This window comes from Rhodococcus sp. ACPA4 (assembly GCF_002300185.1).
GTDB classification, from domain to species: Bacteria; Actinomycetota; Actinomycetes; order Mycobacteriales; family Mycobacteriaceae; genus Rhodococcus_F; species Rhodococcus_F globerula.
Window position 1 is genome coordinate 2,435,924 of record NZ_NSDY01000001.1, and the last position, 23,882, is coordinate 2,459,805.

Below are 23,882 nucleotides of genomic sequence, written 5' to 3' on the forward strand. Positions count from 1 at the left end.
CCCTCAGCGCAAAAGAATACGTGTCAGTGCATCATGATCGGCGCCGCTGAATCACCCTCGGCTACAACTCGCGTCGTCTTGCTACGCGGCAGGAAGAATGCCGGGATGAAAGTCAAAGCAATCAAGACGGTAGCAACAAGGAACGTGTTGCCGAATGCGTCGGCGGCAGAACTCAGAATCGAATCGACCGTCGACGGATCCGGTCCCACCGGCGGCGGAAGGTGCGCCATGCCGACTTCATTGCTTGTCAGATCACGATTGAGCAACTGGTTGGTGAGAACCACGGACATCACAGCGGTACCGATAGAGCCGGCGGTCTGCTGAACGATATTCATGAGTGTCGAACCGCGAGCGATCTGCTCGTTGGACAGCGTCACGATCGCGGCCGTCATCAGCGGCATCATCGTGCAGCCCATACCCATACCCATCACGAACAGGGCAGCCATCAGCATCCAGGTCGGGGAATCGGAAGCGACCTGCGTAAAGACACCCATGCCGATCAGGATCAACGGCAGACCCGTCAACACGATCTTGCCTGCGCCCATCTTGTCCACGAGTCGGCCGGCGATCGGCATGGTCAGCATTGCGCCAAGCCCCTGCGGAGCCATGAGGAGGCCGGCCTCGAGGGTCGTGTGGCCACCCACCTGGATGAAGAAACTCGGGAACAACAGACCCGCGCCCATGAACGCCACGATGAACAGTGACGTCGTGATCACGGCGACCGACAACTGCCGGTTCTTGAACAAGCGCAGGTCGATCAGCGGATGATCCTTACGCAGCGCATGGAACACAAACGCGATGATCAGAACCAAACCGATACCGGCGGAGACCAAGACCCTGGCCGACGCGACGGTCCCTACCTCGGGGATCGACGACACACCGAAGAGGAACAGCGCCAAGCCCGGCGACAGCAGCACCATGCCGAGGAAGTCGAACGACTCCGAAGGCTGGGGCTTGTCCGAAGGCAGAATCTTGAAGGCTGCCGCCAACGCAATGGCACCGATCGGCAGGTTGATCAGGAAGATCCAGTGCCAGCTTGCGACCTCGATCAGCCAACCACCGAGGATCGGTCCACCGATGGGGCCGAGCAGCATCGGAATACCGAGCACAGCCATGACACGACCGATCCGTTCCGGACCAGCGGCCTTGGTCATGATCGTCATACCGAGCGGCATCAACATGCCGCCGCCGAGTCCCTGTAGAACTCGGAAACCGATCAACGACGTGATGTCCCACGCCATCGCACAGGCAACCGAACCCAGCACGAACAGCACGAGCGCGGTCATATACAGCCGTTTGGTACCGAATCGGTCCGCCGCCCAACCCGTCACCGGGATAACAGTTGCGAGAGCAAGCGTGTACGCCGTCATCGTCCATGCAACGGTGGCGTAGGACGTATCGAATTCCTCGGCAAATGTAGTCAGCGCGACGCTCACCACGGTCACGTCGAGAATCGACATGATGGCACCGAGCACCACCACGGATGCGATTTTGAGTACCGCACCGTCTAACTTGTCGGACGCCGGTGCCGGCGCGTTCGGCGATGTCATCGCGAAGTCTCCTGGGTAGATGCTCGCAGGTAGTCACCCGCGAGAATGGGCTCTAGCGCCTCGACAAGTCGAAGCCGTTCCGGCGCGGGCACGCGCGACGCAAAATCACGAAGCTGTCCACGCTTGCATTCGATGTGATTGGACGTGACCTTAACGCCGGCCTCCGACAGGGAAACCCGTTTGACGCGCCGGTCACGTTCGTCCTCACGCCGCACGACCAACCCCATCTGCACGAGGTGGTCGATATTGCGACCCGTCGCCGCCACCGAGAGCCGAAGCTCGTCGGCAACCTCGTTGATCGGGACGGGCGCATCGCACTGGCCGAGAGCAAACAGCACACGAACCTGACTGAACGAGAGATCCAACTCGATCAGTGCATCGATCGACTCCGAATCACCGGCGCTCATCAGGCGAGTGAACAACTCGTCGAGTGCTCCGAACAGGTCATCAGAATCCGAGGCGATCACCTGGCGAATAGTAGTGCGGATGCAACTATTGCCCAACCGTAACTAACGCGCAACCCGATTTCCGGTGAGCAACATCACCCTCGGAAACTCATTCCTGCACCAAAATGGCCTTTCCGAGAACTTTGCCCGTTTCCAAATCGGTGAGCGCCAAGGCCGCATCCTCCAGAAGGTATCGAGCCTTGACGATGGGACGCAACCCGTTTTCGACATGGCGCACCAGCGATGCATGCACCTCAGCAACTGCGTCGCGATCAGAACGTGTGAACTCACCCCACGCCGCCCCGACAATGCTGATGTTGCGGAACAGCACCCGGTTCAACTTCACCTCGGGAATCCCGCCGCCGGCAAATCCGATCACGACAAGGCGGCCTTCAGGGGCCAGAACGCGGACCGCCTCGTCGAAGGCGTCACCGCCGACGGGATCCACCACTATCTGCGCCCCCTTGCCGCCGGTCAGCTCGCGAACCCGCTCACCCCACCCCGGCGCCAGTGCCACCACCTCGTCAGCTCCCAACTCGCGGAGGAACTCCTCGACGCCGGCGCGTCGAACAACGGCGATTACCCGAGCACCGTGCGCCTTGGCCAACTGAATGGTCGCGGTGCCCACACCGCCGGCCGCGCCGAGAACAACTACGGTTTCGCCGGCCACGATCTTGGCGCGACGAGCCAGCGCAAACTCCATCGTCTGGTAATTGATGATCAAAGACGCGGCTTCGTCGAAATCCAAAGCGTCCGGGATTCGCAACACCTGCGAATGGTCGACTGCTATTCGTTCCGCATATCCCCCGAGATAGGTCGCCGCAAGGACCCGGTCGCCCGCAGTGAATCCCGATTCCTCCGGCGCCGTGATCACGACACCCGAGATTTCCGCACCGGGGACAAACGGGGGCTCCGGCCGGATTTGATACTTGCCGTAGGTGATCAACAAGTCCGGAAAACAGACTCCACTGGCCTTGACGTCGATGAGAACTTTGCCGGACGCATCAGGCTCGGGGATCTCCTCGAGGTCGAGTCCTTGCGGGCCGGACAACTCGGTAACAACCATCGCACGCACAGCAACTCCTCATCGAGAAAGCAATCGGACATCATCTGTTCCCGACCTTAGCCTGCCGTCCGACCATCCCGGCCGATAGAACCGGACGCAAGGTATGGAAACTCGCTTCGCAAGGGTCGCAAGGAAATTCGCCGTCGACCACGGGCCATATGGGTTCCCATTCATTCCCTGGGTCTGTACGCTTGGGTCATATCGGGATTTCAGTTTGTTTCTGACGTCAGGTTTCGTCCTTCGGAACTCGAATTCGGAGCATCTGAATTCAAATATGTCCGAACCTTGTGCACTGGAACAAGATACGGAACATCTGCCACGTCTGCGCAGACTCCACTTCTGCGGGGACAATTCACGGCACCGGTAACGACCTACGGTGGGATACCCATGCATGATGACGCCCTGTACCTCTGTGCCCTGACCCATTTCGCGTCGCCGCCGCGCGAAGGTAACTGGGCAACGCAAACACTTCACGAACTCGTGTGCTACATCGCCGACATATTCGATACCGCAGCGGCAAGCATCACCGTCACCCTTCCCGATCAACCGGACATCACGTCGGTCAGCTCACCCGAATTCGATCGATGCGAACGAGAGTTTCGGATAGGGCCCGGGAGGTTACCCCGACTCGACAGCGTGCAGATCACCGATGTGCCGAGCGCCGCATACGCCTGGCCTGCCTTTGCCGCCCAAGCGAGCCACCTGGGCGTCAAAGCCGTGGCCGCGCTTCCGTTTTACCGGGAGGCGAGAATCTCGAGTGGCTCCGCGGCCCCCGCCCGAACCTCGATCGGGACGCTGACCGTCTTCTCGCACGAGATGATCATCTGGGACGACGACGATGTGAGCGCAGCCCAGGCACTGACCACCGTCGCAATGGGGTTCATACTCATGTCGCTCGAACTACACGAGCGCGAACGGGAATCCACGCAGCTGCAACATGCACTCGAAACCCGAATCGTTGTCGAACAGGCCAAGGGGATCATCTCGAAGGACCACAACACCACCATCGACTCGGCATACCAACTCATCCGCCGACGCGCACGCAGCCACAACGCGACCGTGCTGTCCGTCGCGCGGGCGATTGTCGAACTGGGACTGAAGGTGTGATCGATGCGCGTCGCTTTGGTGACACCGGCATTCCCGCCGTCCATCGGCGGAGTCGAAGACCACGTCGCGCAGTTGGCCACACATCTGAGCTCGACCGGGATCGATGTCGAAGTTTTCACCGGTAGCCGTCGAGCGGAAACGCCGGCGACCCCGCAAAAACGCGATTCGATTGTTCACCGCTACCCCGCCTGGACAACCACCGCCATGTCGGTCTCACCCCGACTTTTGGTGCGAACCATGCACCTCGACAATACTTTTGACATCGTCCACGTCCACAGCTATCACGCATCCTCCGCGTTGGCCGCATTGACCGGGTTCCGTCGGCCGGTCGTCTTCACCCCACATTTTCACGGCACCGGACACACTCGATCCACCCGCATGCTGCATTCGCTCTACCGGAAATTCTCCCGAGCGCTCTTCACCTCGAGCTCGGCCGTTGTCTGTGTCTCCGATGCAGAACTCGAGTTGGTGCATTCGTATTTCCCGGGCCTCGAAACCTACACAACTGTCATTCCCAACGGCGTCGACGCAGCTGCAGTACGCGCCGCGACGCCGTATCCCGACGAAACCGCCACGCTGTTGTTTCACGGGCGATTGGAACCATACAAGCGGGTGGATCGGATCATCGAGGCCATGGTCGAATTACCCGACACCGTCCAGCTTGTTGTCGTCGGCGACGGTTCTGCTCGAAATGCACTGGCCGCCAGTTCCGCCCGCCTCGGACTCGGCGACCGGGTGCGGTTCACGGGACGGCTGGACACTCCCGGCATGCATCGCTGGCTCCGGACGGCGGACGTGTCCATCTCCTTGTCCGAGCATGAAGCCTTTGGCATCGCCCCCCTCGAGTCGGCTGCGGCAGGATCACGAATCGTCCTGAGCGACATACCAGCTCATCGTGAGATTGTTCGGAGATTCCTCGGTACCGGAGCAGTCCTGATCCCACCGACTGCAGGCGCCACGTCCATAGCCCGTGCGATCGCACTTCAGTTGAGTGCCGGCACCGGCGACGACGTGGTATTGCCTGACTGGGCCGGCGTGGCGACCGCAACAGCCCAGGTGTACCGACATGTACTCCGAGGGGAGCCGTAGCGTGGAGAGTCGCCGAGGAGTAAGTTCGAATTAGTCGGCATGCCCTTGTTCCCTGGTACTTCCGCACCGATATTCGGAGCTGCCCCTGATTCCCGGTAGCTCGTCCCTCCCCGCACGGACGAGTCAGGTGGCACCCGCAATGAATCAGCCTTCGTTTCCGCACAGCCAGCCGCTGGTCAGCCTCTCGATACTGATGCCGGTCTTCAACGAGGAACGCACGCTGAAGGCAGCGATAGACCGCGTATTCGCCGTACATTATCCGTGCCGGATGGAACTGATAGTCGTCGACGACGGCAGCACCGATCGCACCGCACGAATTCTCGAAGCTCAGCGATCAGACGCTCGGACATCGAAAGACATTGTCGTAGTGACCCATCCGGTCAATCGCGGCAAGGGCGCGGCAATTCGAACCGGGTTGGACTACGCCGCCGGAAGTCACCTCGTCATCCTCGACGCAGATCTCGAATATCTGCCGAGCGATATTCCGTCGCTGATCGCACCGGTACTGGCCGGATACTCCGATCACGTGTTCGGCGCGAGGGTCCGCGGAGTCAACGCCTGCTTTCCGTCATTTCGGTTTGCCATCGGAGGCCGCGCAACAACCTTGTTTGCCAACGTGTTGTACGACGCTTGCCTGACGGACATGCACACTTGCCTCAAACTCATCCCGACCGATCACCTGCGCTCCCTGACATTGACGGAGGGCGGTTTCGGCCTCGACACGGAAATGACAGCGCGATTACTGCGGTGCGGTATCCGACCTCTCGAGGTGCCTGTGTCGTATCACGGACGATCCGTGTCGGAGGGCAAGAAAATCACCTGGCGAGATGGTGTTGCCTGCCTTGCCGTCCTGACTCGGATTCGGGTGCAGCACCGACCGGACATCGCACCGGTTGTGCACCGGATCTCGGTAGTCGCAGCAGCACAGGGTGATCCGCCCAACAATCCACCCAACAGTCCGCCCAAGGTTCTGCATCTGCCGAAGGCTGCGGGGTGAGCAGCGTGAACGCGAAAGGCAGACTCGAGGTAGTGCTCGTGGGTCCGGGCTTTCACTTCCTCAGTGGGTTGTCGGCCTACACCTGCACACTTGCGAACGAACTGAGTCGCGAACACGATGTGTCGGTGCTCCTGCTTCGCCGGGTCATCCCGCGGCGGTTGTATCCGACTACTCGTCGCTCACCGAATACCGGAACCGCGCTTCGCTACGGCAACAATGTCACTCGCATCGGCGAACTCGACTGGTACTGGTTTCCCGGCCTATTGGGGGCCCTGGCTCGGCTTCGCTCGACAAAGCCGAATCTGGTTGTACTGCAATGGTGGACTGTCGCGACACTCCACACCTATATCCTCGTCGCGTTGTTTGCCCGGGTACTCGGCATTCGTGTGGTTGTCGAGTTTCACGAGACTCAGGACACCAGTGAGGCTTTGGTCTTGGGCGTCGATACGTACTGTCGACGCGGTATGCCCCTTCTGCTGTCGCTCGCCCACGGCGCGCTCGTCCACAACAACCATGATTTAGAGTTACTGCGCAGAACATTCGGCTCGCGTCCGTTCGACCGGCTCGACATCGAAACAGCACCCCACGGACCGTACACACACATCGCCGATTCCCCCGCCGATTCCCCGGCTTCTCACGATTCCTCCAGTGGGCCAACCCGACTGCTCTTTTTCGGCCTCATCAGACCGTACAAGGGACTCGACGATCTCCTGGTGGCCTTCAACCAACTCAGCGCCGAGCAGGCCGCACAATTTCACCTCACGATCGTGGGTGAAACCTGGGAGAACTGGCAGGCCCCGGCAGCACTGATATCCGCCAGTCCACACCGTCGGCGCATTACCTTCGTGAATCGCTACGTCAGCGACGCCGAGGCAGGCCAATTCTTCCGCGATACAGACGTAGTGGTGCTTCCCTATCGGCGCGCGTCGGCAAGCGGTCCGCTGCAGATCGCAATGCACTCGGGGCTACACGTCGTGCTCTACGCGGTGGGCGGACTGGTCGAAGCAACTCGCACCTACGAAGGCGCCCATCTGGTCGAACCCGACAACGTCGACGCACTCCGTCGTACCTTGATGTCGATTCCGCCGGACCGCCATCGACGATTCACCGACCACACGTCGTGGTCGACCACCCTGCGTGCGATCGAACGGTTGGCGCAATCATGATCGCACTCGCCCCGGTCGATGCCGAACAAGCTCCGCGGCATCGGTTCTCCGACACTTCACGCTCGGCGCTGCGGTCGTGGACATCGACAGGCGTCCTCCTTGCACTCGGAATACTCCTGATCGGTGTGTCGTACCGGATGTCGTCCGACGGTTCACCGCCGAATGTCTACTACGCAACCTTCTGGGTCGGTATGCTGCTCGGGGTTATTCCGCTGGCAGCCAAACTGGCGGCTTTCGGGACAACAGTCAATCAGCGCATCGGCGCGATAGCGTTGCTCGGACTCTTCACGGCAGTCCCGAAGTATCTCCGAAACCCTTTCGGTCCGTCGTATCACGACGAGTATGCGCACTGGCGTGAATCCGTCGACGTCATGTCGAGCGGCCAACTGTTCCCACCCAATTCGATCATCCCGATCGTCGAATACTTCCCGGGTACGTCAGCCCTGTCCGCCTCTATCGCTCAGCTGACCGGACTTTCAGCCTGGTCCGCCGGCGAAGTGTTGATGGTCGTCACCCACGTGATGACAATTCTCGGTGCGTACGTCCTTGGAACGTCGCTACTGCGCTCCGCCCGTGCAGGTGCCGTGGCAGCGCTGATCTACGCCCTCAATCCGTCTGCCATCTATTTCGACACTCAATTCGCGTACGAGGGTGTTGCCATCACATTTTTCATGTGGGCGTTGGCTTTGACCTCGATTGCCGCACGGTCGGACGATCGTCGTCGTCGAATCGCTTTTCTGTCGATCGCGGTCACGTGCGGCGCCGTATGCGTCGTGACCCACCATCTGACCACCATCGCCTTGCTCCTGATCTCGGGTGCAATCGCCGTCACTGTCACCGCATTCGGGTTTGTACGCGCACACCAAAGGCCATACGCATGGTGGGTTCTGCTGAGCGGCACCACGGCCGTCGGAGCCGCCTGGCTTGTCTTTGTCGCATCACCGACCGTGAGCTACCTCTCGCCGTATCTCGCCAACTCGGTGACTCAGTTGAGCAGCATCGCCACGTCACAATCGAGTGGCCGCGAATTGCTCGCCGCCAATGTCCAACCACTCTGGGAACGAGCCTTCACCGCCGCCGCCCCGGCAGCGGTGGCCGCGATATTTGCGTTGGGCCTGTTGGTCATCGCGCGCGTGCGGGGCAAAGTCACGTCCGCAACCCTCGCATTCATCGCCATCGGGGCCGTCTACTTCCCGTCGGTTCTGTTTGTGCTGGCCCCATCGGGCGCAGAGGGGGCCAGGCGCTCGTGGGCGTTCAGTTACGTCGGGGTGGCAGTGATGTGCGCCCTCGTCGTCGCGTTCCAGGATCGGTTGCCACGCATCGTGATCCGGTTCCGGAAACTGATCTCGCTCGCCGTCCTGATCGTCTTGCTGATCGGCAATGTCGGCGCCGGCCTCAACGATCCGTACCGCTTTCCCGGCCCGTTTCTCTGGGGCTCGGACACCAGATCCGCGAGCGCCGAAGCTCGGACGGTGGCCGAACACATTCGACTGAGAGAAGGTCGCGTGCGCGTCGTGACCGACCGATACACAACGCTGGCACTGGCGGCGTACGGCGAACTCTACGTCTCCGAACCGTCATCCGACTTTCCGGTGTGGGAGCTGACCCAGACCGACACCGACCCCGATACGAAGCTCGCTACCGACCTGGCCGGGGCAACCTACGACTACCTTGTCGTCGATACCCGAATGGCGGATTCCCCACCCTTCAACGGGGACAACTACGGCAGCGGAGATCCCCTGGCCGGCCTGCCGACACCGCCGTCGTACCTCGACCGACTCGACCACGCGCCATGGGCGTCGCTGATCATGTCGACCGAGCATCTCCGGGTCTACCGCCTCGATTCGGCGAGCGTCGGCACCGAACTGACCGATCTGACAGGAACGCCATGAAACGCACTGACATTGCCACTCGGAGTCGCCAAGTCCTGGACGTGGTCCTGACCTCCGATCTCCTTACCGGAGTGAGGGTTTCCGCCGTGGTCGCGGCCGTGTCTCTCGCCGCGGTACTGCTCCGGGCTCCCGTGGAACTTCGGGTGTGTGCAGTGGCCGCACTCCTCGTCATACCGGCGTGGGCGGCCGCGGCGCTGATCCTCGGCAAGACGCCCGGTAGTACCGACACACGCTTCGACGGACTCGAAAAACCGCTGCGCGTACTTCTTCCAGCCCTGTTCACCCTCATCATCCTGCTCGAAACCGTTCTGGCACTTGGACCATTGGGATTTCAACTGACCACGTCAACCATCGCACTGGCGCTCTTTGCCGTGTCAGCGGTGATATTGTCCCTGTTGGCCATTCGCATCCGGCAGTCTCCGCGGAAACCTGAATCGCGCGCAGTCCCCGACGTACCGTGGCGCCGAGTCGGGAAAACCGCACTGGTCTCGCTCGCGTTGACGGCCCTGTGCGTCGGCGCGTTGATCGGAGCGCTCGCGATGCAGACAACGCAGCCCGAACGGTATGTCAACACGATTCTCACCGGCCCCGACACTGCCATCGCTGGCCAACTCGCAGTGGCACCCGGTACTCCGGTCGACATCGAATGGACATCGTACAGCTACGGATTCCTCTTTCCCACCCTGCCGCCGGACGTGTCCGCAACCATCGGTGGTGTCTCACCGACCGATCCGCGGTTTGTCACGACACCACCGACCGCGCCCTTCGACACCAACACCAATGCCCGCAGTGCCCAGGTCGGAACGGTGTCGTTCCTCGCACCGAACGAGCCCGGCCGGTACCGCGTCGCGATCGACATCGCGATAGCCCAGACCCCCGACACCGTCGGTGTCGGACCGACATCCCTCGTGCTCTATCTCTCCGTGGCGCCCTGATGAAGGTGACACTCGGCTCTCTCCCCCAGATCGCGCGGACCCGAATAGCCGAAGACTCGATGCTGCGCAACAGTTCTTACATGATGGCGAGCACCGTTCTCACCTCCCTCATGGGCTATGTGTTCTGGCTTGTTGTTGCTCACACGACATCAACAGCGGACATCGGAGTCGGAGCGGCCACCACCAGCGCCATGCAGGCGACGGCATTGATCGCCAGCGTCGGCGCTGCCACCGCGATGGTCGAGTGGCTACCGCGCACGCTCACGGTTGATCGCTGGCGTCGAATACTCACCGCCGCAGTGACAGTCGTGATCGTGACTGCGGTGTCCGGGTCCGCAGTCGTGGTTCTCATCTTGGGATACGTTCTGCACACCCTCCCGTCGCTGAGCACCGCCGTTGCCGCAGCGGCATTCACGATGGGAGCCACATTCTTCGCGCTCGGCACGCTGGCCGACTGCGTGGCGGTTGCGCTACGCCGCAGCGGACTGCTCCTCGCGCGCAACATGCTGTTCACCGGCTTACGCATTCCGTTACTGTTCCTTCCCGTGCTCATCAATGGCACTCACAACCAGATTCTGACGGCCTGGAGCGCGTCCGCGGTGATATCGGTAGTGTTCTCGACGTTCTGGTGCAGACGAATTCGCGGTGAGCACAGCATGCGGCCACTGTTCGGACACCTCGTCTCCGACGTCCGGGATATGAGTGCGTCACTTCTGGGGCAACACGTCGTGACTGTGGCTGCGAGTGTCACGTCATTCGTGCTGCCGATCATCGTGCTCGCCAGACTGTCCGAATCCGACGGCGCCTACTTCTACGCGACGTGGATGCTCGGCGCGGTGTTCTTCATGATCAGTCCATGCATCGCGATGTCGCTGTTCGCCGAGACCGCAACGGATCCCGAAGACATCCCGGCTCTCGCGCGGCGCTGCAGTCGGATCATCGCCGCGTTGCTCGGCCCGCTGATCCTCGTCTACCTCATCGGCGGTGGTTGGGCCTTGCGAGTATTTGGCGAGTCGTACAGTGCCCACGGGAAAATGCTGCTGATCGTGCTCACCCTCTCTGCCATCCCCGACGCCGTCACCAACATCGCGGTGGCAGTTCTGCGTGCAGTCGGCAGGCTGCGCGAGGCAATGACGCTCAACGTGTCGATGCTGCTGATGTGCCTGGCGCTCTCCTGGATCCTGTTGCCCTCCATGGGGATTGTTGCTGTCGGAATCAGCTGGCTCGCAGCGCAGAGCCTCGGCGCACTCTGGGCGTTGGCGCGGTGGCGTTACATCATCGTGCCCGCACAGCAGAGGGTTCTTCGGTGAAGGGGGTTCGCCGGTGAAGGTCCTCGTGGTCTCCGACAGCTACCCACCGGCGGCCGGTGGACTCGAACGTGCCGTGCATGCACTGGCCACCGGATTGGCCGGCGACGGAACCGAAGTCACAGTCGCCACACTCAGCCGAGGCGGCACAGCCTCGCATTCGCTCGAAGGCCTGGTCATGGTCCACCACCTACCTGGCTGGACGCGATTCCTGCGACCGTTCACCTCCGACCCCACCCACCAATTTCATCCCACCGCACCCGATCCCGCACTGACGAGGCACCTCCAGCGCCTTGTCGATCAGCTACAACCCGATGTCGTGCATGCCCACGGATGGATCCTGCACTCGTGCCTGCGATTGCGCTTACCTCGGCAAACCGCACTGGTAGTCACTCTCCACGACTACGGACTGAACTGTGCCAAGAAAACTCTGGTACCCGCAAACGCGCTGGACACCGTATGCCCGGGTCCAGGAATCACGCGGTGCCTTCGGTGCGCAAGCGAGTTCTACGGGGCACCGAAAGCCGTGCCACTTGTCCTCGGACTGGCCGAGAGCCAACACCTACTCGATCGTGTCGGGCTCTTTCTGCCGATCAGCACAGCAGTGGCGGAATCATGTCTGGAGGGAGTCAATCCGGATCGGGTAGCCGTAATACCGTCGTTTGTACCCGACGATGTCGGTGACGAGGGCTGCGGTGACGAGGGGCTGGGGAATGGCACAGCCGATTTCCTCCCGTCCACCGACTACCTCCTCTTCATCGGTGCCATCGGCCCGCACAAGGGAATCACGACACTGCTGGACGCGCAGCGGCTCATGCCCACGCCGATTCCACTGGTCGTGATCGGAATGCAACGCCCCGATACTCCGTCGATGACCGGCGACTCCGAACGCCGAGTGATCGTGCGCACCAACGCCGGACACCAACAGGTCATGGCTGCCATGCGAAGGGCTCGCGTGGTCTGCGTCCCCTCGAGATGGGCGGAACCACAAGGACTTGTTGCCATCGAAGCGATGAGTGCGGGAACCCCGGTTGTCGCGTCCGACATCGGCGGGCTACGGGACGTGATCGACCACAATCGATCCGGACTGCTTGTTCCTCCCGGCAATGCCGCCGAACTCGCCCGGGCACTGGAACTGCTGCTCAACGATCATGCCCTCCACACACGTTTGGCTGACGGTGGAAGGACCAGGGCCCGCGCCTATACCGAATCGACAGTCCTGCCGCAGGTTCGACGCGCCTACGCTAGAGCAATTTCACGGCGTGCCGTATGAATATTTCTGCGCCGTCCCGAATTCTGCACAATCGCAACAGCATACGCATTCCACCACACACTCGACGGCGGCTCACCGCGATTGCACGTGCCATCCGATTCGCCGGGATGTTTGACCCACAAATACGCGTCCGCGTGCGCTGCCTGGGTTTGTGTTGTCGGCGCATACCCCAATGCGCGATCCGGCGGATTGCACCAGTTGAGCGGCCCTTCGGGTGGTGGTCCGGCGCCGTTGCGTGACGTATCGACAACGTAGCCCTTTCCGCCGGTCAGCGCCGATACGGACTCGCCGTATGCTTCCTGCTCCGCGGTCGTGTAGAAGTTGGCGACATTGAGACTGAACCCCCTGGCTCGATCAACGCCGGCCGATCCCAGTCGACTCGCCAGCTCGGGTGCATCCAGCCATCGAGAATGACCACCGTCGATGTACACCGCCGTATTCGGTTCCGCAGAAAGAGCATTCACCGAATAGCGAAGTAGATCCATTCGTTCCGTGACCTGTTCCGAAGACAGGCACGATCGGTCGGTGAGCGCGTCCGGTTCTACGATGACGACGGCTTCACGGTTACCGATTCCGGCCGCGACATTGTCCGACCAGGTCCGGTAGTCCGCGCCGTTGCTGTACCCGCCGGCAGAGAAGGAACCGCAGTCGCGCTGGGGAATCGCATAGGTGACCAACACCGGAACAGCACCCGCACTCGCCGCGCCGTCGACGTAGCGCCCCACCTGGTTGGCAACCGCTGACGGCGGAGATGTTGCACTGAGCCAGAATGCCTGCGGTGTGTCGGCCAATCTGGCAACGGTCGAGGCGGTTTCCGGGTAGTCGACCATCGCGCGCGCAGCACTCGAATTCGGGTCGACGTAGAAACCTCCGGACGCGACCTGCTGCAGAGTAGCCAGGTCGTCTCGCGCCCCAGCCGCACAACAACTCGAACCTGTCATGAGCACAACCGCGCAGGCACACGCGACGATTCGATTCCACATCACGGTAGGTCCACCCTTGTCTCGTGAAGAGCATCGTGAAGACCTGCCAGCATGATCGCTGCCAGTTCTTCGATTTGTGGGCTGTCGAGAATCGAGTCGTGGCTTCCGCACAGAAAGTGCGTGCGCACCCGACCTTCGTGGAAGGTATCCCACCCCAGAATCGGTGTTCGCACTTCCGCCGCCGTCGTCGACGTGACAAATAGTTCGAGTGGCACGCTGTGCCCGCGTTGTTCGTAGCGCGCCATGATGTCCCAGACACCCCGGAGATCGAAATCCTCCGTCGCCGAACGCCGAATGACTCCCGCGGCAATCAGTTTCTCCCGGCCCGACCATCTGAGGTTGCGGGCATATTCGGTCACCAGCTTGATCCTGCCGGGCTGGCGCAGCCGCTCGAGTCGTCCCGACGACGACTTCCATCGCTTCATCACTCGCCCTGCGGTTTCCGGCGTCGGAGTGTCAAGTATCCCCAGCCATGCGACCTGCTGCCCATCGCGATCCAACTGCCGAGCTAGCTCGTACGCCACAAGCCCGCCGAACGAGAAGCCGGCCAATGCATATGGCCCTTCCGGTTGAACGGCCCGCATCGCCGACATCATGGGCTCCACGAGCTGCTCGACGGTATCCGAGCGTTCCGGGCGCATCGACGCGGCAAGCGGCAGCAGCGGATACACACTCTGCTCGTCGCCCCACAGCGTCCGCAGATGCCGCAGACTCATCGCGCTCGGGAGATCGGGAAACACGAAGAAGGCGGGCGGCCGATCCGTCACGGCCGGCGCGTGGGATTCGGCCGGCGACGACGCACCGTCCACGAGGCGCGCAAGCCCAGCAACGGTAGTTCCCTTGTCGAGGAAATCGACCAGCGACACCTGCGCACCCATCCGATATTCGATCTGCGCAACAAGATTCGCGGCCAGAATCGAATGCCCGCCGAGATCGAAGAAGTTCCGATCCAAATCCGACACCTCGGTGGCGAGCAGCATCGACCACAGAGAGGCAACCCTCTGCTCCGTCGGCGTGAACACCCGTGCAGAAGACCTCTCGGAAGCGATTGCCGCGCTGCGATGTTCGTCTGCGCCTTCGCGCTGCACCCGTGCGGCCAGGTCGCGCAGGGCCCGGCGATCGAGTTTCCCACTTACCGAGGTGGGAAGTGCCGGCACTCGAACGATCACGGCCGGCACCATGTACTCCGGCAGTCGTTGCCGTGTCCACGCGCGCAGATTCGCGTCGTCATCCGGTTGGTTCTGCCGGGAGTAATTCTCGTCCGGGACGATGTAGGCAAGCAACTGCGGTTGTCCGCGGTGGTCGGTGCCGACGTCGACGGACACCGTTGCCACGCCCGGATGTTCTCTCAGCGTCGCCTCGATCTCGCCCAGTTCGATCCTGAACCCGCGGATCTTGACCTGACCATCAAGTCTCCCGAGGTGCCGCAGCCGTCCGTCGGCGATGTACCGCCCGCGATCACCGCTGCGGTAGGCGCGCTCTCCGGGCACACACGGATCCGGTACGAACCGTTGCGCCGTCTCACCCGTGCGGTGGAGATAGCCTCTCGACACCCCTGGTCCGCCGATCACAATCTCTCCCGGCACACCCATCGGAAGGATCCGCCCACTCGAATCCGTGACGTACAGACGTGTTCCCGGCATCGGTCGGCCCACTGTCACCGGTTCATCCGGGGAGACCGATCCGCCGCCGGCAAACACTGTCGTCTCGGTTGGGCCCCACCCGTTCCACACCCCGGCGCAGAGACCGGACAGCGACATTGCCACCGACTGCGGTAGCGGTTCACCAACCGCACCCGCGATCAACCCGGGGCTTCCTGCCCAGCCCGATTCGATCAGCGCTGCCCAACTGGTGGGGGTTGCGCTCATCCGCGTGGCGCCGCACTGCTCGATCACGTGCGCAAGCCGACGCGGGTCGTGCATCTCCTCGGTGGTAGCGACCACAAGACCGGCCCCGATCCCGAGAGTCACGAAGTAGTCGCCAACCGACATGTCGAACGTGTATGAGGCCACCGAAAGCACAACGTCGCCGGAATCGAGACCCAGCGCCACCGGCAACGCCGACATCAGATCCAGCACATTGCGGTGTTCCACCTGAACACCTTTGGGCGTCCCGGTCGAACCCGACGTGTAGATGATGTAGGCCAAATCGTCAGGCCGAACTGCCCCCGTGTACCGAGCGTCGACCAACCGTTCTGTGCTTGGATCAGAGGGCTCCTGGCCGTCCACCGTCACCACTGGGCAGTCGACCCACGTCAATTCCTCCGCCAAGGATTCGGCAGTCAGCACTACCGACGCATGCGCGTCCTCGAGCATGAACCGGGCCCGCCGCACCGGTTGCCTAGGCTCGATCGGCAGATAGGCAGCGCCCACCATCAAGGCGGCCAGAATCGCCGGCACGAGATCAATCGTGCGTGGCATCAACACCGCCACAACAGTTCCCGGACCGATACCCACGCGGGTAAGACGTCCGGCAATCGAACGGGCCCGGTTCACCAGCTCGCCGTAGGTCAAGCAGATCGCACCCACCGTCACCGCTGGTGCATTCGGCGACGTGATCGCCCGATTCACGATTGCCTCGTGGATCGTTCGCGGAGGGCTTTGTCCGATCAGTCCCGACTCGGCAGAGGCAGGGGCAGGGGCAGGATTGAGATTCAGCTGCCGAGTCACGTCTTCGGGATCCGCGAGTGACAGCTCGCTCAGGACGGCGGTGGGGTTTTCCGCACACCGCCGCAGCAACAGGTGCAGATGACGCCCCATCAACGCGACCGTTCCTGAATCGAAAAGGTCTGTGTTGTAGCTGATTCTGCCCACCAACCGGCCGTCGTCGCGCTCGTCCAACTCGAGGCTCAGATCGAACTTCACCTGCCCAACTCCGGAGCCGACGGCGTTCTCCATCAGCTGCATCGACCACTCGTCGTCGACGGGAACCGCCGGGGGTTCGAGAACCAGGACCGACTGGAAGAGCGGGTTCATACGCGGATCTCGCGGCACGTCCAGTCCCCGGACCAACCGTTCGAAGGGCACCACACGCCCGAGCGCATCCAGTACTTCGGTGCGCATGGCGGCGACGGCCTCGGCAAATGTCCAGTGCGCGCTGAGCCGCGCGCGCAACACGGTCGGAGTGAGGCAGTACCCCACCATTGACTCGAGTTCGGACCTTTGACGGAGGTCTGTCGGTGTTGCGAACGTGACATCGCTACTGCCCGTGTAACACTGGAGCCAGTACCCGTACACCGCGGCCAAGGCATGGAATAGCGTTGCCCCTTGCAGGCCCGCCGAGGAACGCAATCTCGCCACCGTGTCGGCGTCAACCGAAACCGGCTCAACAGACCCGACAAACCGTTGACGCGGCGGACGCGGCCGGTCGAGCGAAAGGTCCAAGGCCGGCGCCCCCTCGAAGTGCCGTCGGTAGCATTCGATCCTGTTCGCCACCTCATCGCCCTCCACCCACTTCCGCTCCCAGGAGGAGTAGTCGCCGTGTTGAACGGGCGACTCACGAAGCGCAGGCAAAGTGCCTGCGATCCGAGAGTTGTACAACGACACCAGCTCCGGAAGAAATATCCGGTACAGCGTGACGCCGTCGAAGATCAAGTGATGCAGTCCGAGGTACAACCGATGACATGAGTCGGACACACGCACCAACTGCGGCCGGATCAGTGGACCCGCGCTCGTGTCGTACGGCTGACGTGTCTGCTCGACGGCAAGGTCTGTTGCCACGCCGACCGCTTCGTCGAACGGTAGGTGGCTCACATCCAAGACTGGCAGCTCCGTCACCGCCGGCGGATGGATCACCTGCCGCGGCTCGTCTCCCACCATCGCAAACGTGGTGCGCCACGCTTCATGCCTGCGGATGAATTCGTTGAAGGCCCAGCTGAGGGCTTCGACGTCGAAAGCCCCGTCCTTGGTCACAATGGCAAGTTCGTTGTACGCAAGCGCTTTCGGCGCCAACCGATTGAGGTACCACAGTTGCAACTGTGCGGCCGACAGCGGCGCGTAGTGCACACCGGTCTCACTCCCCCGTCTGCGCGGCACGGAAGGTGATGCGCCGTTCGCTTGTGCTCCCCGCAATCGATTCTCGAGCAGTGCTTTCCGCGCCGCGATCCGGCGCTCGTTGTCGAGGGTGGTCATAACGACCACCGCACGTTCAGCGACGCAAGGCCACGTAATCCCAAATTGGGGCGCCACCGGATCGGTCCCGGTTCCAGTTCCAGTCCTGGCAACCGGGCCAGCACCGTCCCGAATGCCGCCTGCGCCTCCATCCGGGCCAACGGCGCACCGAAGCAGAAGTGCCCCGCCCAACCGAATGCGAGGTGACGGTTGGGTGCGCGATGCAAGTCGAGCCGACCAGGATCGGTGAACTTCGAGGGGTCCCGATTCGCGGACCCCATCACGGCGATCACCGCTTGGCCTGCCGGAATCGGTTGTCCGGCAATCTCCACCGCGTCCGGAGCAATCCGTGCCGTGTGTTGGCTCGGGCTCTCGAAACGCAGCAGTTCCTCGATGGCTGCGCTCAGACCCGAGGGATCGTCGATCAATTCCTCGAACTGATCGCGGTGGCGGAGCAACGTGAGCAAGCCGTTGCCGATCAGATTGGTGGTTGTCTCCTGCCCACCGACCATGGTCACCACGACGTTGGCCACTATCTCGTCTTCGCTGAGACTGTCTCCGTCGATCTCCGCGGCGCACAGCGCACCGATCAAACCGTCGGTGGGGTGCGTGGCCTCATTCCGCACCGCAGCCTGGAAATATTCCGTCATCTGCTCCACGCTGCGCAGGACACCGGCAACGCGGCCGGGATTGTGCTGGAAATTGCCGAGCATCTCGGCAAAGTCACTTGACCAGTTCTTCAGCAGTTCATGGTCTTCGGTGGGCACTCCCAACATCTCCGCCGTCACGATAGCGGGCAGCGGGTTGGCCAGGGTGTCCATCACCTCCATGCCCCCGTCGTCGATGACCGCGTCGATCAGCGAATCGGTGATCTCCTGGATGTGACCGCGCAGGGCCGCAATGCGGCGCGGTGTGAAAGCCGCAGCCGCCAATCCGCGAACCCGGCCGTGTTGTGGTGGATCGAGGAACAGCATCTGACGCACCATCACTTGCGCCACCGGAGCCAATTGCTCCATCCCCAACTCAGCCAACTTTGCCGGGGTGGGCGTGCGATCAGCCTTGAACCGGGTGAGTACGTCGGCGACATCCGCGTAACGAGTCACCACCCACGCGTGTAGGTACGGATCCCACATCACCGGCGCCTCGTCGCGCAAGGATTGATAGAGCTGGTAGGGATCTGCCAGCACTTCGGGGTCGAGTAGTCGAATCAGACTGGGAGCCTTGGTCGGTGCCGTGGTCATCATTCACTCCGTCCTGCGTCGAGAAGCTCCTGATCGCTCATGCCGGATATCTGCTCCACGACCAGTTGTTCCACCTTGGCGGCCATGTCACGAACCGTGGGATTGTCGAAAAGCTCGAGCAACGTCATTTCGACGCCGTACATCTCCGCTATCCGAATGATCAACTGAGCGCCCAACATCGAATGGCCGCCGAGAACGAAGAAGTTTTCGTCGATCCCCACCGCCGGCAGATCCAGTCGTATGGCGACGATCTCGGCGAGCGCTGCCTCGACCTCGTTTCGAGGCGCGATCAAGGAGCCTCGGTCGACACTGATGGTCGAGTGCGCCGCGCGCTCCAACGCCGCGCGATCAATTTTTCCGTGTGCGGTGGTGGGGAACTCGTCAAGTTCGATGATGGAACGAGGCAACATGTGATCGGGAAGGTGGGCCGAGAGATACGTCTGCAGCCCCGATATGTCCGCCGTCTTGTCATCCCGAACGACAAACGCAGCCAGAGATGGATTCTGCCGATCCCCGCGAACGATCACCACGCTGGCCTGCACCGCCGGGTGTCGATCGAGTACCCCGGCGATCTCACCGACTTCGACCCGGTTACCTCGGATCTGCACCTGATCGTCGCGTCGGCTGGAGAACTCGACATCGCCGAATCTGTTGAGCCGAACCAGATCACCGGTCCGGTACTCGCGTTGTGCGGGGTCGTCGCCGTGCTGTGAGAACTTCTGCGCGGTCAACTCCGGCAGACCGAGATATCCGCGGGCTACCGATACACCCCGTATCACCAATTCTCCGACCTCACCGGCACGGACCGGGGAACCGTCCTCACCGACTACCTCGAGGTCGACACCGTCGATCGCGCGACCGAGTGCGGGCAACGCGTCTGCTGGGGTGTCACCGGCGAGCGGATCGACAACCCCCGACACGGAGACGACACTCGCCTCGGACAGTCCGTAATTGTTGACGAGAGTGAACGGCAAGCCAGGCGGCGGACGGTGGTACAACACGTCGCCTCCTGTCAACAGAATCCGCAGGGCGGTATTTTCCGGCCAGGTCATGGCAATCAACGATTCTGCGAGGGGGGTGGGCACAAAGCACACGCTCACGCGTTCGGAGACCAGCCAATCACGCAACCGCACCGGATCGTTTTCCAATCCCGATGGAACTACGTGCAACGACGCGCCCGCCGTCAAAGCCGGCCACAGTTCCCACACTGCTGCGTCGAAACCCGGACTCGCGATCAACGTGCATCGATCATTCGAGGTCAGCTCGAATGATCGTTGGTGCCAGTCGATCAGGTTGAGCAATCCGCCGTGCTCGGCGACAACGCCTTTCGGCTCACCGGTCGAACCCGACGTGTAGACGACGTAAGCGGCATCTGTCGGTCGGGTGCTGAAGGTCTCGGCAATGACAGCCTCGCCGTCGACCGGTGCGCACCCAGTGCGCGGCGGAACGATCGGGTCGACCCAATCGAGCCTGGCAGCAACGTCCGGAAAAGCAACTAACGCGCGAGCAGAACTATCCTGGACGGCAAACCGAAGTCGCGCATCGGGCTGCCGCGGATCGAGTGCTACGTACCCGGCACCCGCCGAGAGGATCCCCAACGCACCGACGACACAGTCCGTCGAACGCGGCACACAGAGAGCCACAAGATCACCAGGAACCACCCCGGCAGATCTAAGCGCTTGGGCGAGTGCGCTTGCGCGAGAATGTAGTTGGCCGTAGTCGAGCTCTTCTTCCACTGAGGCAACGGCGACGCTGCGGGGCGCGGATTCCACAACTCGCGCGATCTGCCGCACGACGGAATCGTCAGGTAAATGAGAGTGAAGGTGACGCTGAATGTGATTCATGAGGGCCTGCCTACTCGTCCATCAGATCGGACGAGCCACCAGGAATCAGGGGTAGCTCCACGCACCGCGCCACCAGGAATCAGGGGTGGAACGGCTCTGAATTGAAAGTTACTCCACTGCCGGGTCGATGGCTAGATGTCACTGCCGGGTCGATGGCTAGATGTCTTTCCATGGCACACCGGCCCGGATCGGTGTAGCTTTCGACTAGGCGGCAGTCTGCCCTTCCACACCCGGCAGCGCTGCAGGCCCTCTCCAGAGCTACCCCTGATTCCCGGCAGCTCGTCCTCGCTGCGCTGACGAGTAGGTAGCCACGATGAATCTCGAATTCGCCGATCTTCTTGCACATTTTGTGCAGCTGCTGCCGACCGTCTATGTGGTGGACGACGTGATGACGGAGTTGCTGGAAAACAGCGTCGACGTCCTCGGGGTGTCGGGTGGCAGCATCAGCCTGGTCAGTGGGGGCGAACTGAGATGCATCACGTCGATTGCCGATTCCGCTGCCGATATCGAACGATGCCAGGAAGGACTTCAATCCGGCCCCGGACGGACGGCATACGAGAAGGGCGAGAGGATCGCTGTCACCGATATCCGTCAACGGCACGATCTCTGGCCTGAATTTGCCGAGAACGCCAGACGGTTGAACATCGCAGCTACTGCGAGTGTCCCGATGTCGATCAACGGCGAAACGATCGGCGTTGTAAGTCTGTACGCGCACGAGCCACGACCGTGGTCCGCCGACGACATCGTCTTCACGTACCTGGTGGCGAACATGGCAACGGGGTACTGCGTCAACGCGTCGAAACGCCATCAACTGCAGCAGATTCGTTCTCAGCTACAGGAATCGTTGAAAGTGCGCATCATTCTCGAACAAGCCAAAGGCATCACTGCCGATGCGCGGCGCACCGGAATCGACGAGGCGTACGCGCTGATCCAAGCTCACGCACAGTTGTGCAACGCTTCGGTATCAGCCGTCGCACGCGCAATAGTCGATGTCGGACTACGGGTGTGAAGGCGTCAGAGTTGTAACTCGTAGGGGCGGCAACGACCTGCGCCCAGCCCGCAGCATCGCAGCGATACGCTCGGATTTCACGGGTGGGCTGAAGAGAAATCCTTGCGCATATCGGCATCCGAGATCGAGCAGAATTTGTGCTGCCCGACCGGAGTCGACACCTTCGGCGACCACGTCCAGTCCGAAGGAATCTGCAAGTCCGACGATCGAGTGGACTATCGCCAGATCATCGTGATCGATTCCCAGTTCATGAACGAATCCCCGATCGATCTTGACCGTGTCGACCGGCAACACCTTCAACTGAGCCAAAGAACTGTACCCGGTTCCGAAATCATCGAGAGCGATGCGAACGCCGAGTTCCTCCAGTCCACGCAATGTCACCAACACGTGAGCCAGATCGTGCATCACCGCCCGCTCCGTGATTTCAATACACAAGCTGCTACCCAAGAGTCCGTACGTTTCCAACTCGATTGCAACGGAATCCACAAAGTCACTGGTAATCAACTGCGCCGGTGATACATTCACGCACATGAACAGTGGTATCCCTGAAATCATCGCATTCCACTGCGCAAGTTGGCGGCAGGCTTCGCGGAGAACCTGCCGGCCGAGTTCCCCTGACAGGTTGGCAGCCTCGGCGATGTCGATGAACGAATCCGGTTGAAGCACACCGCGTACCGGGTGGTTCCACCGCACCAGCGCTTCGACACCCGATATCGCACCCGATTCCAGGTCGACAACAGGTTGGTAGTACACCTCCAACTGGCCGTCGCGAATTGCCGCGCGCAGGTGCATCTCCATCTCCGCATGATCGTCGTTGGCTGCCCGCATCTCGTCGCTGCACACCACTACCGCATTTCCTCCGTCGGATTTTGCGGTAAGCACGGCCTCGTCGGCGCACCGGAGCAATTCGCCCACGCTGCACTCTCCCGGTTTTGCCACCGCGATACCGATACTCACGCTTCTGCCCACCTCTTCGGTCCCCAGCGAGATCGGCGTGGACGCAACCAACTGTGCTTCGCGCGCAACCACTTCGGCCTCATTCGCGTCCATCGGTTCCGACATGACAATGACAAACTCGTCACCGCCGAGCCGGACCACGACGTCATCCGGAAATCTGCCTTCGAGGCGGTTTCCGAGTTCGTGAATGAACGCATCGCCGGCATTGTGTCCCAGTAGATCGTTGACCACCTTCAGTCGGTCGACGTCCAGGAACAGAAGGGCAACGGGCCCGGACTCCCCCGGCTGCAGACGTCGTTCGAGTTCACCGAGAAGCATCCTCCGATTGGACAGTCCGGTCAGCTCGTCGTGATCCGCCAGGTAGCGCAGACGCCCCTCCGCAGCCACCCTCGCCTGCAATTGGGCAAACAGAGTGGCAATAGCGTTGAGTGCATTGATTTCTCGAGGTGACCACTCCCGGTCGCCGAACTTGATGAATCCCAGGACCCCCGTGGTGACGGGACCGGACAGCAAGGGCACGGCGGCCATCGACGTCTCGACGACACCTGCGCCGCTTCGGATCCTGTCTTGATACCCGCTCGGTTCGGGACGGATGATCACTGCTTCGCGCGCATTCTCGGCGGCCGCAAAAACCGGGTCCGCGTCCCGGAAATACACCACTCCCAATGGATCGGGGTCGGGAACATCCTGGCGCTGCGGCCATTCCGCCACCAGCACCGTCGCGCCGATCGTGTGATCGTTGCGCCGCAGGAAGCTGACGTCGACGCCGAAGTACTCGACCAGGTCGCGAAGGACCTCAGTGGCCGCTGCGACCGACGTCGTCGAATCGGCCGGCATCAGTCGACCGGCAACGTCGGTCACCAACTGTTCGAGGCTACGTCCGTCCATGATTTCTCCTGCAACTTTCTCTA

At 61.8% G+C, this 23,882-nt stretch carries 17 protein-coding genes; 9 read left to right on the forward strand and 8 right to left on the reverse strand.

What is annotated here, in order from left to right:
* Positions 1 to 23: 23 nt before the first annotated feature.
* The 3 genes from CJ178_RS11010 to CJ178_RS11020 all read right to left on the reverse strand — a co-directional run bounded on the left by CJ178_RS11010 (position 24) and on the right by CJ178_RS11020 (position 3,071).
* Positions 24 to 1,550 carry a DHA2 family efflux MFS transporter permease subunit gene (locus CJ178_RS11010; RefSeq protein WP_033236434.1) on the reverse strand — a complete coding sequence of 509 codons (1,527 nt, stop codon included), beginning with the start codon at positions 1,548 to 1,550 and terminating at the stop codon, positions 24 to 26.
* Entirely contained in the window at positions 1,547 to 2,017 is a 471-nt protein-coding gene (locus CJ178_RS11015; RefSeq protein WP_033236435.1) for a MarR family winged helix-turn-helix transcriptional regulator, read from the reverse strand. Before CJ178_RS11015 ends, CJ178_RS11010 begins: the two co-directional genes overlap by 4 nt.
* 88 nt (positions 2,018 to 2,105) lie before the next feature.
* A complete protein-coding gene (locus CJ178_RS11020) occupies positions 2,106 to 3,071 on the reverse strand; it encodes an NADPH:quinone oxidoreductase family protein (RefSeq protein ID WP_095886696.1) in 966 nt (321 codons plus the stop codon).
* A 378-nt stretch (positions 3,072 to 3,449) separates the two neighbouring features.
* Between CJ178_RS11020 and CJ178_RS11025 the strand changes: the two genes are divergently transcribed.
* The 8 genes from CJ178_RS11025 to CJ178_RS11060 all read left to right on the forward strand — a co-directional run bounded on the left by CJ178_RS11025 (position 3,450) and on the right by CJ178_RS11060 (position 12,828).
* A complete protein-coding gene (locus CJ178_RS11025) occupies positions 3,450 to 4,169 on the forward strand; it encodes an ANTAR domain-containing response regulator (protein WP_095886697.1) in 720 nt (239 codons plus the stop codon).
* Positions 4,170 to 4,172: 3 nt separating this feature from the next.
* Complete coding sequence (locus tag CJ178_RS11030) at positions 4,173 to 5,258, forward strand: glycosyltransferase family 4 protein (protein ID WP_095886698.1); 1,086 nt, start codon at positions 4,173 to 4,175, stop codon at positions 5,256 to 5,258.
* Positions 5,259 to 5,397: 139 nt separating this feature from the next.
* The gene (locus CJ178_RS11035; RefSeq protein WP_084703068.1) at positions 5,398 to 6,255 is read left to right on the forward strand and encodes a glycosyltransferase family 2 protein; all 858 of its coding nucleotides are present in this window, start codon (positions 5,398 to 5,400) and stop codon (positions 6,253 to 6,255) included.
* Complete coding sequence (locus CJ178_RS11040) at positions 6,252 to 7,421, forward strand: glycosyltransferase (RefSeq protein ID WP_095886699.1); 1,170 nt, start codon at positions 6,252 to 6,254, stop codon at positions 7,419 to 7,421. The genes CJ178_RS11035 and CJ178_RS11040 overlap by 4 nt, the downstream gene beginning before the upstream one ends.
* On the forward strand, positions 7,418 to 9,313 hold the full coding sequence (locus CJ178_RS11045) for a hypothetical protein (protein WP_095886700.1): 1,896 nt from the start codon (positions 7,418 to 7,420) through the stop codon (positions 9,311 to 9,313). Before CJ178_RS11040 ends, CJ178_RS11045 begins: the two co-directional genes overlap by 4 nt.
* Positions 9,310 to 10,248, forward strand: a complete 939-nt coding sequence (locus CJ178_RS11050) for a hypothetical protein (protein ID WP_095886701.1) — start codon at positions 9,310 to 9,312, stop codon at positions 10,246 to 10,248. Before CJ178_RS11045 ends, CJ178_RS11050 begins: the two co-directional genes overlap by 4 nt.
* On the forward strand, positions 10,248 to 11,558 hold the full coding sequence (locus CJ178_RS11055) for a lipopolysaccharide biosynthesis protein (RefSeq protein ID WP_045070964.1): 1,311 nt from the start codon (positions 10,248 to 10,250) through the stop codon (positions 11,556 to 11,558). The genes CJ178_RS11050 and CJ178_RS11055 overlap by 1 nt, the downstream gene beginning before the upstream one ends.
* 13 nt (positions 11,559 to 11,571) lie before the next feature.
* Positions 11,572 to 12,828: a glycosyltransferase gene (locus tag CJ178_RS11060; protein ID WP_179300739.1), complete on the forward strand. Its 1,257-nt coding sequence runs from the start codon at positions 11,572 to 11,574 to the stop codon at positions 12,826 to 12,828.
* On the opposite strand, the gene CJ178_RS11065 is transcribed toward CJ178_RS11060, so the two are convergent.
* Genes CJ178_RS11065 through CJ178_RS11080 form a run of 4 tightly spaced genes read right to left on the reverse strand, consistent with a single transcriptional unit; the run spans position 12,795 to position 21,005 of the window.
* Positions 12,795 to 13,769, reverse strand: coding sequence for a glycoside hydrolase family 6 protein (locus CJ178_RS11065; RefSeq protein ID WP_179300740.1), 975 nt, complete (start codon positions 13,767 to 13,769; stop codon positions 12,795 to 12,797). The two genes, CJ178_RS11060 and CJ178_RS11065, sit on opposite strands and share 34 nt — an antisense overlap.
* Positions 13,770 to 13,810: 41 nt before the next feature.
* Positions 13,811 to 17,941, reverse strand: coding sequence for a non-ribosomal peptide synthetase (locus CJ178_RS11070; protein ID WP_095886704.1), 4,131 nt, complete (start codon positions 17,939 to 17,941; stop codon positions 13,811 to 13,813).
* A complete protein-coding gene (locus tag CJ178_RS11075; RefSeq protein WP_045070969.1) occupies positions 17,938 to 19,161 on the reverse strand; it encodes a cytochrome P450 in 1,224 nt (407 codons plus the stop codon). The genes CJ178_RS11070 and CJ178_RS11075 overlap by 4 nt, the downstream gene beginning before the upstream one ends.
* The gene (locus CJ178_RS11080; protein WP_095886705.1) at positions 19,161 to 21,005 is read right to left on the reverse strand and encodes a non-ribosomal peptide synthetase; all 1,845 of its coding nucleotides are present in this window, start codon (positions 21,003 to 21,005) and stop codon (positions 19,161 to 19,163) included. Before CJ178_RS11080 ends, CJ178_RS11075 begins: the two co-directional genes overlap by 1 nt.
* Positions 21,006 to 21,318: 313 nt before the next feature.
* Here CJ178_RS11080 and CJ178_RS11085 point away from each other — a divergent pair, with 313 nt between their 5' ends.
* On the forward strand, positions 21,319 to 22,014 hold the full coding sequence (locus CJ178_RS11085) for a GAF domain-containing protein (RefSeq protein ID WP_045070971.1): 696 nt from the start codon (positions 21,319 to 21,321) through the stop codon (positions 22,012 to 22,014).
* Here the strand turns inward: CJ178_RS11085 and CJ178_RS11090 are convergent.
* Positions 22,003 to 23,859, reverse strand: coding sequence for a putative bifunctional diguanylate cyclase/phosphodiesterase (locus tag CJ178_RS11090; RefSeq protein WP_095886706.1), 1,857 nt, complete (start codon positions 23,857 to 23,859; stop codon positions 22,003 to 22,005). The genes CJ178_RS11085 and CJ178_RS11090 overlap by 12 nt on opposite strands.
* Positions 23,860 to 23,882 lie beyond the last annotated feature (23 nt).

What these genes read in the sequence shown, in the direction of transcription:
- CJ178_RS11010 (WP_033236434.1), bottom strand. Translation starts at nt 1,550, where the DNA reads ATGACATCGCCGAACGCGCCGGCACCGGCGTCCGACAAGTTAGACGGT.
- CJ178_RS11025 (WP_095886697.1), top strand. Translation starts at nt 3,450, where the DNA reads ATGCATGATGACGCCCTGTACCTCTGTGCCCTGACCCATTTCGCGTCG.
- CJ178_RS11030 (WP_095886698.1), top strand. Translation starts at nt 4,173, where the DNA reads ATGCGCGTCGCTTTGGTGACACCGGCATTCCCGCCGTCCATCGGCGGA.
- CJ178_RS11035 (WP_084703068.1), top strand. Translation starts at nt 5,398, where the DNA reads ATGAATCAGCCTTCGTTTCCGCACAGCCAGCCGCTGGTCAGCCTCTCG.
- CJ178_RS11045 (WP_095886700.1), top strand. Translation starts at nt 7,418, where the DNA reads ATGATCGCACTCGCCCCGGTCGATGCCGAACAAGCTCCGCGGCATCGG.
- CJ178_RS11050 (WP_095886701.1), top strand. Translation starts at nt 9,310, where the DNA reads ATGAAACGCACTGACATTGCCACTCGGAGTCGCCAAGTCCTGGACGTG.
- CJ178_RS11055 (WP_045070964.1), top strand. Translation starts at nt 10,248, where the DNA reads ATGAAGGTGACACTCGGCTCTCTCCCCCAGATCGCGCGGACCCGAATA.
- CJ178_RS11065 (WP_179300740.1), bottom strand. Translation starts at nt 13,769, where the DNA reads ATGACAGGTTCGAGTTGTTGTGCGGCTGGGGCGCGAGACGACCTGGCT.
- CJ178_RS11070 (WP_095886704.1), bottom strand. Translation starts at nt 17,941, where the DNA reads ATGACCACCCTCGACAACGAGCGCCGGATCGCGGCGCGGAAAGCACTG.
- CJ178_RS11075 (WP_045070969.1), bottom strand. Translation starts at nt 19,161, where the DNA reads ATGACCACGGCACCGACCAAGGCTCCCAGTCTGATTCGACTACTCGAC.
- CJ178_RS11080 (WP_095886705.1), bottom strand. Translation starts at nt 21,005, where the DNA reads ATGAATCACATTCAGCGTCACCTTCACTCTCATTTACCTGACGATTCC.
- CJ178_RS11085 (WP_045070971.1), top strand. Translation starts at nt 21,319, where the DNA reads ATGAATCTCGAATTCGCCGATCTTCTTGCACATTTTGTGCAGCTGCTG.
- CJ178_RS11090 (WP_095886706.1), bottom strand. Translation starts at nt 23,859, where the DNA reads ATGGACGGACGTAGCCTCGAACAGTTGGTGACCGACGTTGCCGGTCGA.